The following is a 13,524-nucleotide window of genomic DNA, read 5'->3' as shown; positions in this document are numbered from 1 at the left end:
GTGCACTTCTATTGCGTCTATTTTGGTTACCATCCACTACTTGGGCTCTGTTGCTTTTAAGTGTCTTGATGATACTTTTTTATCGTTTAATGCGACGGGTTAGAGTGGGCCCTTCTTTTATTACTATTGATGAAAATGGGGCTTTTTGGCAGCAAGGAAGCAAGGTTTACGCGATGGACTTTGTGCGAGTAAATGGTGTACAGATTATTGCTAAAGTGATGCGAGAAGGAGGCTGGCTAGGTCGTATTTGGCCTTCATATCAGGTCATTTATCGAGACAGTTTGTCCTATCATGATTATCGAGTGTTGCGTTCCTTTGCTGCGCAACAAAAAATGTTGAAGCGCAGCGAGGTAACATCAAAACATTGATCAGTCTGTTGTCTCTGGGCTGAGTATTGTCGGTTTGCTGTTGGCTAACTTATCGGGATAGTCTAAGGTGAAATGCAAACCTCGACTTTCTTTTCGAGACATGGCTGAGCGAATAATTAAGTCCGCCACCACGGCCAGATTCCGTAGCTCCAGCAAATCGCTAGACACTTTATAGTTGGTATAAAATTCTTGAATTTCAGAGCGTAATAAATCCACTCTGTGCTTCGCACGCAATAAGCGCTTGTCGGTTCTGACAATGCCGACGTAATCCCACATAAAGCGTCGTAACTCTTGCCAGTTGTGGGTGATCACAACGTCTTCGTCTGAGTCTGTTACCTTGGTTTCATCCCAATCTGGAATGACGATGTCGTCGTTCTGTGTTTTGCTGTTGATGATGTGCTGCGCCGCGGATCGCGCGAATACAATGCATTCTAACAATGAATTGCTGGCCAAACGGTTTGCGCCATGCAGGCCGGTGTAGGCTGTTTCACCAATGGCATAAAGGTTGCGAATATCGGTCGAGCCATGCTGGTCAACGACCACGCCGCCACAAGTGTAATGAGCCGCCGGTACCACAGGAATAGGGCTTTTCGTCATGTCATGGCCGTATTCTAAGCAGCGTTTATAAATGGTTGGAAAATGCTCTTTGATAAAGCCTTCGTCTTTATGTGAGATATCTAACAGTACGTGGTTTATCCCCAAGCGTTTCATTTCATGGTCAATCGCACGTGCGACAATATCTCGAGGCGCCAATTCCGCTCGTTCATCGAATTGAGGCATAAAACGCGAACCATCAGGCAGGCGCAGTTTACCGCCTTCACCTCGTACCGCCTCTGAAATCAGAAAAGTTTTGGCTTTGGCGTCATAAAGACAAGTCGGATGGAATTGGTTGAACTCCATATTGCCAACTCGACAACCTGCACGCCACGCCATGGCAATGCCGTCACCGGAGGCCGTGTCTGGGTTACTGGTGTATAAGTAGACTTTGCTACTGCCGCCACAGGCTAGGGAGACGGATTGGCCGTGGAATACTTCAATCACGTCATCGTCTAAATTGAGTGCATAAACCCCGACCACCTTATTCTCGCCTGCTAAGCCCAACTTTTGCGTGGTGACTAAATCAATGGCGACTCGATCAGGGAAAAATGAGATGTTTGGGTGGTTGGCTGCATTTTTAATCAAGGTCTTGGAGATGGCCAAGCCGGTCGCATCGGCACTATGAATAATGCGTCGATGACTGTGACCACCTTCTTTGGTTAAGTGGTAGTTTTCACTTTCGCCGTAACGAGTAAAAGGCACACCTTGGTCAATGAGCCAATTAATGCTCTCTTTAGAGTGCTCTACGGTAAAACGGATGGCATCGGTATCGCCCAGCTCAACACCTGCGTCTATGGTGTCGTTAATGTGGGACTCGATAGTGTCTTCATCCGATAAAACAGCTGCTACACCACCTTGTGCATAAAGTGTAGAGCCTTCGCGAATATCGGCTTTGGTTAAAATGGCGACGCTGTGAGTGTTAGCCAGTTCTAATGCCAAAGTCAGGCCAGCCGCGCCAGCGCCTATGATGACGATATCGTGTTTAAAGTGTCGGCTCATAATATTGATCTGATTCATGTCTAAAGTATTAATGTTACTATTGTTGTTACGAAATAGTGAACAATTTCTGAAGGTGTATTTTATTTCTCCACAATATGTACTCTGTGCAAATATAAAGTCTCTATAGATTATATGGGAACTCGCTATGTGTCTTGTTGTCTTCTCTTTAAATGAGCAGCACTGGCGCGCTAATGAGGTTTAATAAGAGGTGCCTATGCAGCACGAAACGTCTTCAGATCAGGCGTTAGTTCAAAAAGTCCAGCAAGGTGATAGCAAGGCTTTTGATCTTTTGGTTCTAAAATATCAATACAAGGTGATAGGGCTGATTGGCCGATATGTTCAAGACAAACACGAAGTGCTTGATGTCGCTCAGGAAAGTTTTATAAAGGCCTATCGTGCAATTGACTCCTTTCGAGGAGAGAGCGCATTTTACACCTGGCTTTATCGTATAGCGGTGAATACGGCAAAAAACTATCTAGTGAGTCGTTCCCGCCGTCCACCTGGTTCCGATGTCGAACTTGATAACGACGAAGCATTTAGTGCCTATGATGCCCTGTTAGATTCAAGTACACCGGACGCAATCTTAAATAGAAACCGTTTAGAAAGTGCGATACATGAGGCGATTCGCAACCTTCCAGAAGAGCTTCGGGGAGCGTTGAGCTTGAGAGAGTTTGATGGTTTAAGTTATGAAGATATTGCACAGATAATGGATTGTCCGGTTGGGACGGTTCGATCAAGAATTTTCCGCGCACGAGAAGCCGTGGAAAAACAAATACGTCCATTTATGGATGGAGGAGATGATTTATGACAACGTCTGATGATAGCCAACAAGCTGTATTAGAAAGCTTGTCTGCGATGTTTGATGATGAAGCGAATCAACAAGATCTTCATGATTTAATGGCGCAGAGCTCGACCGATTTAAATGAAAAAATGACCGCGTTCCATCTTATTCAACACACATTACGCAAAGAGTCTGATGTTGATGTGAATATTGATGCGAGTTTTAATTTGGCGGCTCGTGTCAGTGCGCAGATTGAGCGAGAAGAGCGCCAGAAACCGTCTACACAAGTGGTTTCTTTGGCGCCTTTGTTGCCGTCCTTAACGCCTGATGTGGTGTCCGAAATTATGCCCCAGAAGCGTTATTTTTGGAGTGGATTTGCGGTCGCTGCCAGTGTGGCCTTTGTCATCATTGTGGGTGGTAATTTGATTTTAAACCCAGCATCAAAAACGGCGCCTGCTGTGGCCGTGCAAGACACTACACACTCTTTGGCGATACCCGTTACTTCCTTGGCTGAGTTGAAAAAACAACCGATGGATGTAGACAGTTTACGTCTGCAAAATTATTTACGTCAGCATGCAGAGCAAGCCACTATGACCGTTGGACGAGGGATGATTCCAATGGCACGCATCGCTAGTTACCCAATAAAAGAGTGAAAGACATGACCTTGTCTGGATTATTACGTGCAGGCTTAGTGGTGCTAAGTGTATTGCTAAGCCCTTTTGGATATTCTGCGCCCACGACACCTACTGCCGCTCAGTTGCTAGAGGAAATGTCTCAGTCTTTTTCTAAATTGGATTACGACGGGATTTTCATTCATTCCGAAAACACCAGAATGAATAGCATGCGAGTGCAGCATCAGCAGAAAAAAGGTAAAGAATACGAAAGTCTTGTTGATCTTGATGGCAATAAAATACAAGTTATTCGTATTGATGATACGGTGATTTGTGTTTATCCCAATGAATCGATTGCAGACAAACAAGTAATGTCGAGTACGCCGTTCAAACGTTTTATCGGTTTGGATAGTGAGCGTTTAACATTAGGTTATGATCTGGTGGTTAGCGATAAAATAGGCCGTATTGCTGGGCGTGATGCATACCACCTTCGTTTGGTTCCTAAAGATCAGTACCGTTATGCGCATGAAGTGTGGCTTGATAAGCACAATCGATTTTTGCTCAAGCACGATATGCTCGACCAAAACGGTGGACTGCTCGACAGAATACAATTTACGTCGGTGACCTTTGATCCAAACTTGAAAGCGGAAGACTTCATCCCCAATAAGTCATCTTATTCAAAACAGATGGTAGAGCCCAAGCCTAGGCAAATCAAAAGCTTATGGAAATTTGATTGGTTACCGGAAGGGTTTTCTTTAGTGTGGCCAGAAGCCCGCTCGTTAAATCATGGGACCAGCATGTTGCTGTTGTCTGATGGCATGGCGACCATCTCTGTTTTCGTTGAACCTGTGATGAAGGTAAAGCCAACGTCCTATTTACTGATAGGGGCGACCGTCGCGGGAGAAAAAACGTTAAAAGTAGGTAAACAATTGTATTTAGTGACCATGGTGGGTGAAGTTCCTAAAGTCACCATAGAAAAACTAATGTCAGTATTTATGCCAAAGGCAAGATTATGATTGAAGAGTCCGGTACGGTACTTTCCACAGAGACGGGATTTGCGGAAGTAGAAACCATTCGAACAAGTAGCTGCACCTCGTGTCGAGCCAGACACGGTTGCGGTCATCACGCGATAGCGCAAGTGTCTGCTAGCAACCGTATGCGGATGAAGGCAATTGACAATTTTGATGTCAGCGTGGGGCAACGAGTGGTGATTGGTATCCCGGAAGACACCTTATTACAGGCGTCGTTATGGATGTATTTTATTCCATTATTAGGCTTGGTCGCTGGTGCAACCGTGCCTTCTCTTTGGCATGCAAGCTCTGGTGTTTCCGTTATTTTCTCACTGATTGGCTTTCTATCAGGGCTTTGGCTTGCTAAGAAAAAATCACAGAAAGAAGAGAATAACCCCGATTTTTATCCCAAAATTTTACGCATTGAAACCACTCAGGGTAGTGAAATTCCTTTAGTCTTTACTCCTTGAACCTAACAATCTTCACCTAGCACAGTAAAACTTGATACGTCTTAAGGAGACTAATCAATGAACAGATTGCTTAAGCAAATTAATATAGGAGCCGTCAGTGTTTTTATGATGTTTTCTATGTTCGCCCATGCTGCTGAACTGCCTGATTTTACAAAGTTAGTGGAAAAAGCTTCCCCCGCTGTTGTGAATATCAGCACCGAGCAAATGGTTATGACTAAAACGGCGGCAGAAGGCAACAACCCGCAATTGGGGCCAAACAGCCAAGAATTGAATGAATTCTTTCGTCACTTCTTCGGTCAGCAGCCATTTAATGGCGGTAATGGTGGAGAGTCTCAAGCACCAAAAGAGAGAGAAAGAAGCTCTTTAGGTTCAGGTTTTATTATTTCCCCAGATGGTTATATCCTAACCAACAACCATGTTATCGAAGGCGCGGATGTTATTCATGTGCGTCTTAATGATCGCCGCGAATACACGGCAAAAGTCATTGGCACTGATAGCCGTACGGACTTAGCGTTACTTAAAATCGACGCCAAGGATCTGCCAACGGTCAAAATGGGGGATTCGGACAAGCTAAAAGCGGGTCAATGGGTATTGGCGATTGGTTCGCCGTTTGGATTTGATTACACAGTCACCGCGGGTGTGGTAAGCGCTACCGGTCGTAATTTGCCTTCTGATAACTACGTGCCTTTTATTCAAACTGATGTGGCAATTAATCCAGGTAACTCTGGCGGCCCCTTGTTTGATCTAGACGGTGAAGTGGTAGGTATTAACTCACAAATTTACACTCGTTCCGGCGGTTTTATGGGGGTGTCTTTTGCGATCCCTTCAAAAGTAGCTATGTCTGTTGTGGATCAACTTAAAGCGAACGGTAAAGTGTCTCGCGCTTGGTTGGGTGTGTTAATTCAAGATGTAAACAGCGATTTGGCCGAGTCTTTTGGTCTTAAACGCCCTCATGGCGCGCTTATTAGTCGAGTCATGCCTGACTCGCCTGCTAAGAAAGCAGGTTTGAAATCAGGCGATATCATTCTTGCTTTTGACGGCAATAAGATAAACCACTCAGGTGAGCTTCCTTATATTGTTGGTCAAATGAAATCCGGCGACAAGGTGGATGTGGAGATCTTCCGAGATGGTAAAGATAAGACCATTGCCTTGTCTTTAGAGTCCCGTCCAGACAATCAAAAAACGCTAGAGCAGAAGAAACAAGATGAAAACCGCTTAGGCATGGTGGTTGCGGATGTGCCTGCTGAGCTTGCCAAACGCTTGGATATCGAAGGGGGTGTGATCGTTAAGCAAGTTATTGGTGGCACCGCGTCTCGCAATGGTTTAGCGCAAGGCGATGTGATTACCATGCTTAATGGACAGGCGATCAAGGGGGCTGAGGATTTCTCAGAAATCGCGAAGAAAATCCCTAATGATCGTTCCGTACCAATGCGAGTGATCCGTGATGGTTACCCTATGTTTATTCCGTTCAAAATCACCAAATAAACACGAATAGAGTTACCTTCTAAAAAAATGCCGCAAACTAAGTTTGCGGCATTTTTTTTGTTTCATAAAGGCGCTAAGTGGTGCGCCTTTATTTACTACTTCTTGGTTAGAGTTGCTTTGAGAAGATTTTTGAATTGCGCTGATAGTTATAGAGCGCTTGTTTTTTGGCTGGCAAAGAAGCGAGTGAGGTTTCACTAAAACCACGCTCGATAAACCAATGGGCGGTGCGAGTGGTCAGCAAAAAGACAGTGCTTAAATTCAGCCTCTTAGCGGCTTGTTCTATGCCTTTGAGTAAACGTTCGCCGCGATTAGAGCCACGGTAGTCAGGTGAGACTGCTAAGCAAGCCAGTTCCCCAGCGTTTTCCTGTTCAAAAGGATAGATAGCCGCACAAGCCACAATGGCACCATCGCGTTCAATGACAATAAAACGATCAATTTCGTTTTCGAGCAATTCCCTTGAGCGGCGCACTAAGACCCCTTTTTCTTCCAGTGGCGCGAGCAGGGCCATCATGCCACCGACATCATTAATATGCGCTGGGCGTAATTGCTCGTAGCTGTCTTCGTCTATCATGGTGCCAGCTCCCTCACGGGTAAACAGCTCTTGGAGTAGGCCGCCATTTTCATTAAATGAAATGATATGAGCACGAGGTACATGCTGACGAACTGCCGCTACGCAGGCTTCTAGTGCGGCATGAGTGATGCTGTTTAAGGTGTTATTTTTCAAAATAACGTCGGCATCGTGGGTCAGCAATTCGGAATACAATTTACCGTGCTGGTCAAAAATACCTTCTTCTTCGGTGAAGATAATCAGCTTGTCGGCTTTGAGTTGGATGGCGGCTTGGATGGCAACATCTTCCCCTTTTAGATTAAATACCTCTCCAGTAGGAGAAAAGCCCAAATGGGGAAGTAGGACCATGTTGTCGTCTTCGAGTAATCTGAAAATAGCATCAGAATCGATACGACGAACCTCCCCAGAATGGCCATAATCGATGCCATTGACCACGCCCAGAGGACGAGCAATCACATAGTTGCCACTGCAAACTTTTAGGCTGGCGCCTGCCATCGGAGTATTGGACAGCCCCATAGACAGCTGAGCTTCAAGCTGCACTCGCACGGCGGCGGAAGCTTGGATAATGTCCATAAGTTGATCTTGAGGCGTGATGCGGTAACCATCTTCAAAAGCACTAGTGTGCTCTCGTTTAGAAAGTATTTTATCTATTTGAGGGCGCGCACCTTGAACCAAAACAAGTCGGATGCCGAGAGAGTCTAGCAAGGTTAAGTCATGGATAATGCCAGAAAAATGCGTGCTTTCTAGGGCTTCGCCTGGAATTAAGATAACAAAGGTTTTTCCCCTATGGGCATTAATATAGGGGGAGGAGTGGCGAAACCAGTCCACATAATTTAGCTCGTCAGACACGCTGTTCCTCGTCTTTTGGTTGGTTAAATGGGGTACTTTGTACACAATAGCGTTCGATTAACCCGCGCAGTACCTGTTGCATAGGTTTAATTTGTTCTAAGGCCATAAATTCATTCGGCTGGTGGGCTTGATCGATAGACCCAGGACCTAATATTAACGTTTCTATGCCTAATTGGTTGAAAAAAGGGCCTTCGGTTGCAAAAGAGACACTGCTGGCCGCATTGTTCGTGAGTTTCTCACAAGTCTTAATTATGTCCGATTCGGTGGGCGTGAAGAAAGAAGGAATGTCCGGAAATAAACTGTTTATTTCTATTTGAGTGCCAGTTTGTTGTTCGACATTAGGCAATATCTTGGCAATTTCCTCGATCAGAGATTGATTACTCATGCCAGGAAGAGCACGCAAGTCAAAATCAATATCACAGCTTCCACAGATGCGATTGGCGCTGTCGCCGCCATGAATACAGCCAAAGTTCATGGTTGGGTAATCCACCACAAAAGACGCGTCACGGTAGCGCTCTTTTAAGCGATTACGGAACCGCATCAGCTCCGACATGACCGCGTGCATGGCCTCCATTGCGTTGTTGCCAAGCGCTGGATTGGAAGAGTGACCAGATTGCCCCGTTACTCGAATACGCTCCATCAAAATGCCCTTGTGGGCGTGTATGGGTGTGAGCGAGGTCGGCTCACCTATTAAGGCGTAGCGGGCCTTGATTTTATGGTTTGAGACCAAAGCCCGAGCACCCGCCATAGAGGTTTCTTCATCGGCTGTGGCAAGGACGATCAAAGGCTGTTTGAGGTTTGTTAGTGCCATTTGCTGAACCGTATCAATCACAATGGCAAAAAAGCCTTTCATGTCGCAGCTACCAAGGCCATATAATTTGTTGTCTCGTTCTTCCAGTTTGAAGGGATCAGAGTGCCAACGTCCGGGGTCATAAGGGACTGTGTCTGTATGACCAGACAGTACCAAGCCGCCATCACCGGAGCCCAGTGTAGCAATCAAATTAACGTTATTGGGACGACCGGGAATGGGCATGATTTCACATTGAAAGCCTTGAGAAGAAAGCCAGCTCTCTAGCAATTCAATGACGCCTTTATTTGACTGATCCCAGTTTGATTGACTAGAACTGATAGATGGCGATGCAATAAGCTGCGACATCATACTGATAAGCGACGGTAATGCAGCCATGGTGGCTCCTCAGGCAGAGTAGTGATGATCTAATATTACTATTGTCGGCTAGGCATCTGATACAATTATAATCAAGATTATGTGGTCTCTGGCGTTAGGTCGACACCAGAAGTAAAAGAGGTTCGTATATTTATGGCTACCGAGCTAGAACTTAAGTTAATGGTTCAGTCCGAGTATCTCAAGTCTGCCAGTGAATTTTTGGATGAATTTTGTCTGCTTTCGAAATCTGAGACAGCAACTCGTCAAGCAACGCTGTCTTTGATGAATGGGTATTTTGATACAGAAGACGCGACGTTAATGCAGGCTGGAATAGCACTGCGTATTCGTGCGGTGAACCAGAAGTTTATTCAAACAGTGAAAACCCGAGGCAGCAACCGTGTAGGCATGCATGCTCGTGGTGAGTGGGAATGGATGATTCCGAATGATCAGCTAGATCTGTCTTTGTTGAGCGAAGTGCCTCTGCCTGAGTCATTGACGGACATGGCTTGGAGTCGTCAGCTGCTGGAAGTGTTTCGTACGGATTTTGAGCGCCAAGTCTGGCTCATAGAAGAAAATGGCACCCAGATGGAAGTGGTGTGCGACGCCGGTAAAGTCACCTCACCTTATGGTGAAGATGCGATCAGTGAATTAGAGCTGGAACTCAAAGCAGGCGATGAAACAGGGCTGTATTGTTTTGCCCTCAAGCTGGCTAAGCAGTTTCCTCTGCAAGTCAGCACTGTGTCTAAAGCGCAAAAAGGCGTGCGTCTAAAACAAGGGGCTATTGAGTTTCCTGAGAAGCCCAATGCGGCGGCATCGACATTGGCGTTGTCTGCTTATTGGTATGAAGTATGGCTGGTCTATTGGGAAGCGATGTTTTTTATGAAGGACGAGATTCTGATACAACCGATTCGTCACTCAATGGCACAATTAGCCCGTTGTTTGCCGACCACATTCGCACAAAGTCTTGATCGTCTTGATGAAATTTATCAGCAAACTCTACAAGCTGAAGACCAGGATCTTCTTTCCGCTTTAGCCGCGCGTAAAGACACTGGCATCATCATGCTGGAAATCGGCCAGTGGTTAAATCAAGCTTCTTATGGTGATGCGCACTAACCATTAAATCTTTGCCATTCGCCCATCAGACACAACGAATAAGAATAATACACAGAAGGATAATGTCTTGACCCCACCTGCTTTAAACCCAGTTTATGATGCTTTTTGTGCGCAACTTGATAATCGTTGCTTGCTTGTTGAAGCCATTCAAGAAGCCCGCCAGCAACGTGGATTAACCCTGTTAACGGAGCAACAAGTGGCGGTATTAGAGCCGCTTTGGTTGCTCAGTGATTACCTTCATCAGCAATGTGTCCGCTTTCCAGCCTGGTTAGATGATTTGCTTGTTTTAGAGGCCTTGCCCACTTTGCCTTCAATGGAAGATTTGATCTCAGGTCAATCTGTGGTGGCAACCAATGGTCTTACGATCAGTGAGCTTGATGAAAGTGCAATGATGGCGCGTTTACGTCTTTATCGTCAGTGGTGGATGGTGCGGCTGATTGCCTTGGATATTCAGCAAAAAATCAGCTTAACCGATTTGACGCTGAGGTTGAGCGCGTTAGCAGATGCCTGTGTGAATGCCAGCATACAGTGGTCCACTCAGCATTATAGGGCGCTTTATGGGCAGGCATTAGACGCTTCGGGTGAGCTTCAATCCTTAATTGTGATTGGGATGGGAAAGCTCGGTGGTAATGAGCTAAATTTATCGTCAGACATCGATTTGATTTTTGCTTTTCGCGAGCACGGTGAGACGTCTGGAGGCAAGAAGAGTCTGTCACATCAGGAATACTTTACTAAGCTTGGTCAAAAGCTCATCCAGCATTTAGATCAGATTACCGCAGACGGCTTTGTGTTCCGTGTTGATATGCGCTTGCGACCATTTGGTCAGTCTGGTGCGCTCGTCTTAAATATGGATTCATTGGAAAATTACTACCAGGATCAAGGTCGAGACTGGGAGCGTTATGCGATGATAAAAGCTCGTGTGATGGCGGGGAATAGTACCGATGTTGCAGAGTTTGAAATGCTCAGAAAGCCGTTCGTTTATCGCAAGTATTTAGATTTCGGCGCGATTGGGGCATTGCGAGACCTGAAAAAAATGATCGCAAAAGAAGTGCGCCGTAAAGACATAGAGCACAATATTAAGTTGGGCGAAGGCGGAATTCGAGAAGTTGAGTTTATTGCTCAAGCGCTGCAAATCCTTCATGGTGGGCGCGACAGTGGATTGCAACGTCCGGCCTTATTAAAAGTGTTGCCTTACCTTGCAGAGCAGGATTATTTGTCTGCCACTGACGTGGAGCAACTCGCGAATGCCTATCAGTTATTAAGACGCACAGAGCACGCTTTGCAGGCGGTAAAAGATGAACAAACTCAGTTACTACCAAATGATGAAACTGAGCGAACACGCATTGCGCTTATGGTAGGCTATGCTTCATGGGAAAGCTTAGACAGTGCGCTGTGGGACGTGAGACGTAATGTGCATCGCTTGTTTCTAGAGCTAATAGACGACGGCGAAGAGACCAGCGAAGAGATTAAAATCCAAGACACATGGCGGCTATTGCTAAAGCATGCTGATGATAAAGACGCCATTAGTGATGCCTTAGATGGCATTGTTTGGCAGGATAAAGACGCCACTGTACAGCGTATATCCGTGTTTCTATCGTCGAAAAACATTGTCTTTATGCAACCTATAGGGCAGGAACGTCTGGCCATCTTTTTGGCGATGTTTGTCTCTCAATTGGAGCATGAAAGTACGCCTGATTTGGTCATGGATAGGGTGTTGCCTATTTTAGAAGCCGTGCTTCGCCGGACCGCCTACCTTGTGTTGTTATGTGAAAACCCTACCGCGATTACGCACCTTATCCGTTTATGCCGAGAAAGTGCTTGGTTTAGTGAGGCGATTTCTGCGACACCTTCTTTGTTGGATGAGTTGTTGGATGCCACCACGTTATTTTGCCCACCGACTAAACAAATGCTCGAAGACGAGCTACAGCAAATTTTATTACGTCTACCTGAGGACGATGAAGAAGCTCAAATGGACGCCATGCGCCGCTTCAGATTGTCGATCATTTTGCGCATTGCCGCCTGCGATATCACCAACATACTGCCAATCATGAAAGTGAGTGATCACTTAACTTGGTTAGCGGAAGTGCTGTTAGAACAAGTGTTACAGCAGTCTTGGCGATATTTAACCACCAAGCATGGTTTTCCTGTGAGTGATGGTGAAGAAGCCACTAGACCGCAACTGGCCATTATTGGCTATGGAAAATCAGGTGGTTGGGAGCTGGGTTACGATTCAGATCTCGACTTGGTGTTTATTCATGATGCGCAAGCCAACGGCTACACCAATGGCAACCGAAGCATAGACAATCTCACCTTCTATACTCGTTTAGGGCAGCGTTTAATTCACATTATTACCAGCTTTACCGCAGCTGGGCGCCTCTATGAAGTGGATATGCGGTTACGACCTTCAGGAAATTCTGGGCTGCTTGTTACGCGTTTAGAAGCGTTTCAGGATTATCAGCAAAAAGAAGCGTGGACGTGGGAGCATCAAGCATTGACCCGGGCTCGAGCGCTGGCCGGTAATGCGGCGTTAAAAGCGAAATTTGAAGATTGCCGCCGGAGCATCATTGGCTCTCAACGTAATCGAGAAGAGCTAAAAGCAGAAGTGGTTAAAATGCGTGAAAAAATGCGCGCACACTTGGACACGGGCGGTAAAGAAAAGGGCTTTGATTTGAAGCAAGGTGCTGGTGGCATCATAGATATTGAGTTCATGGTGCAATACCTGGTGCTGGCTTGGTCTCATCGTTACCCAGAGTTAATGGCGTATTCTGACAATGTGCGCCAGATAGAAGCGGCTTCTAAGGTGGGTCTGATCTCCTCTGAAAAAGCCGAGAAGATGATAGACACCTACACACTTTATCGCTCGCACAGTCACAGATTAACGCTGCAAAAACAGGGGCGAGTGGTTCAAGGGGATGCATTGATGGCGAACCAAGCGTTGGTGAGCGGGTATTGGGATGAGTTTGTTAATTCACCAGATCTTTAAACCGCTAGGAAAAAAGGCAGCGAAGAGGTCGCCGAACCTGTTGGTTGATAATTGTACTGCAGTGATCACTTTTGGTGGTTAATTGATCATTTTTGCTTGTTTGTGAGTGTTTATTGATCTAATTTCCTTATTTTTTGATCGTAAATTGATCAGATTCTCGCTATAGTTCATAAATAGCTTTATTTTTGAACAGTAACCTTGTTGGTGTAAAAGCCTAAAAGGTTAGATAGGGAGGGGAAGTTATGTCTGAGATTAGTGGCGTCGGCGCCGCTTCAATGTCTTACGCAAAAGAAGCATACAGCGCAAATTTGAATAAAGACGTTATTGCCCACAGAGGGCAACAAGCGTTAGATTTATTAGAAAGTGCCAGCTCGGTGAATCCTACCCCTGCTGCTAGTAGCGGTAATCATGCAACAACCGATAATTTGGGTCAGAGTGTGAATATTCGAGTCTAAACTCAATTCGACTTCCCTTTTGCTATGCCGCTTTCAGAACCATAAAAAATGCCTTCAATGGTTTCTATTG

At 45.7% G+C, this 13,524-nt stretch carries 12 protein-coding genes; 9 read left to right on the top strand and 3 right to left on the bottom strand.

Annotated elements, in window-relative coordinates; genetic code table 11:
- Positions 1-68: 68 nt before the first annotated feature.
- Positions 69-368, top strand: coding sequence for a hypothetical protein (locus ACIGBN_RS14015; protein ID WP_396666118.1), 300 nt, complete (start codon positions 69-71; stop codon positions 366-368).
- Here the strand turns inward: ACIGBN_RS14015 and nadB are convergent, their stop codons facing one another.
- A complete protein-coding gene (gene nadB / locus ACIGBN_RS14010) occupies positions 369-1,964 on the bottom strand; it encodes an L-aspartate oxidase (protein ID WP_133004240.1) in 1,596 nt (531 codons plus the stop codon).
- A gap of 214 nt (positions 1,965-2,178) precedes the next feature.
- On the opposite strand from nadB, the gene rpoE reads away from it, so the two are divergent.
- Genes rpoE through ACIGBN_RS13985 form a run of 5 tightly spaced genes read left to right on the top strand, consistent with a single transcriptional unit; the run spans position 2,179 to position 6,321 of the window.
- Positions 2,179-2,772 (top strand): RNA polymerase sigma factor RpoE, encoded by a 594-nt coding sequence (gene rpoE, locus ACIGBN_RS14005; protein ID WP_133004239.1) that lies wholly within the window; start codon positions 2,179-2,181, stop codon positions 2,770-2,772.
- Positions 2,769-3,398, top strand: coding sequence for a sigma-E factor negative regulatory protein (locus tag ACIGBN_RS14000; protein ID WP_396666115.1), 630 nt, complete (start codon positions 2,769-2,771; stop codon positions 3,396-3,398). Before rpoE ends, ACIGBN_RS14000 begins: the two co-directional genes overlap by 4 nt.
- 5 nt (positions 3,399-3,403) lie before the next feature.
- Positions 3,404-4,372, top strand: a complete 969-nt coding sequence (locus ACIGBN_RS13995; protein WP_396666113.1) for a MucB/RseB C-terminal domain-containing protein — start codon at positions 3,404-3,406, stop codon at positions 4,370-4,372.
- Positions 4,369-4,836 (top strand): SoxR reducing system RseC family protein, encoded by a 468-nt coding sequence (locus ACIGBN_RS13990; RefSeq protein WP_133004236.1) that lies wholly within the window; start codon positions 4,369-4,371, stop codon positions 4,834-4,836. Before ACIGBN_RS13995 ends, ACIGBN_RS13990 begins: the two co-directional genes overlap by 4 nt.
- Before the next feature lie 57 nt (positions 4,837-4,893).
- Positions 4,894-6,321, top strand: a complete 1,428-nt coding sequence (locus ACIGBN_RS13985) for a DegQ family serine endoprotease (RefSeq protein ID WP_133004235.1) — start codon at positions 4,894-4,896, stop codon at positions 6,319-6,321.
- Positions 6,322-6,427: 106 nt separating this feature from the next.
- Here the strand turns inward: ACIGBN_RS13985 and argA are convergent, their stop codons facing one another.
- Both argA and argE read right to left on the bottom strand, forming a co-directional pair.
- A complete protein-coding gene (gene argA, locus ACIGBN_RS13980) occupies positions 6,428-7,738 on the bottom strand; it encodes an amino-acid N-acetyltransferase (protein WP_133004234.1) in 1,311 nt (436 codons plus the stop codon).
- Positions 7,731-8,924, bottom strand: a complete 1,194-nt coding sequence (gene argE / locus ACIGBN_RS13975) for an acetylornithine deacetylase (RefSeq protein WP_133004233.1) — start codon at positions 8,922-8,924, stop codon at positions 7,731-7,733. Before argE ends, argA begins: the two co-directional genes overlap by 8 nt.
- A 132-nt stretch (positions 8,925-9,056) precedes the next feature.
- Between argE and ACIGBN_RS13970 the strand changes: the two genes are divergently transcribed.
- The 3 genes from ACIGBN_RS13970 to ACIGBN_RS13960 all read left to right on the top strand — a co-directional run bounded on the left by ACIGBN_RS13970 (position 9,057) and on the right by ACIGBN_RS13960 (position 13,454).
- Positions 9,057-10,016 (top strand): CYTH domain-containing protein, encoded by a 960-nt coding sequence (locus ACIGBN_RS13970; RefSeq protein ID WP_396666110.1) that lies wholly within the window; start codon positions 9,057-9,059, stop codon positions 10,014-10,016.
- A 67-nt stretch (positions 10,017-10,083) separates the two neighbouring features.
- Positions 10,084-12,999, top strand: coding sequence for a bifunctional [glutamate--ammonia ligase]-adenylyl-L-tyrosine phosphorylase/[glutamate--ammonia-ligase] adenylyltransferase (glnE, locus tag ACIGBN_RS13965; RefSeq protein WP_133004231.1), 2,916 nt, complete (start codon positions 10,084-10,086; stop codon positions 12,997-12,999).
- Positions 13,000-13,241: 242 nt separating this feature from the next.
- On the top strand, positions 13,242-13,454 hold the full coding sequence (locus ACIGBN_RS13960; RefSeq protein WP_133004230.1) for a hypothetical protein: 213 nt from the start codon (positions 13,242-13,244) through the stop codon (positions 13,452-13,454).
- The last annotated feature ends 70 nt before the right edge of the window (positions 13,455-13,524 follow it).

It is taken from the genome of Marinomonas sp. NPDC078689 (assembly GCF_044542435.1).
Lineage (GTDB): Bacteria > Pseudomonadota > Gammaproteobacteria > Pseudomonadales > Marinomonadaceae > Marinomonas > Marinomonas arenicola.
Note: the sequence above shows the minus strand (reverse complement) of the source record. Positions and strands in the feature narration are given on the sequence as shown.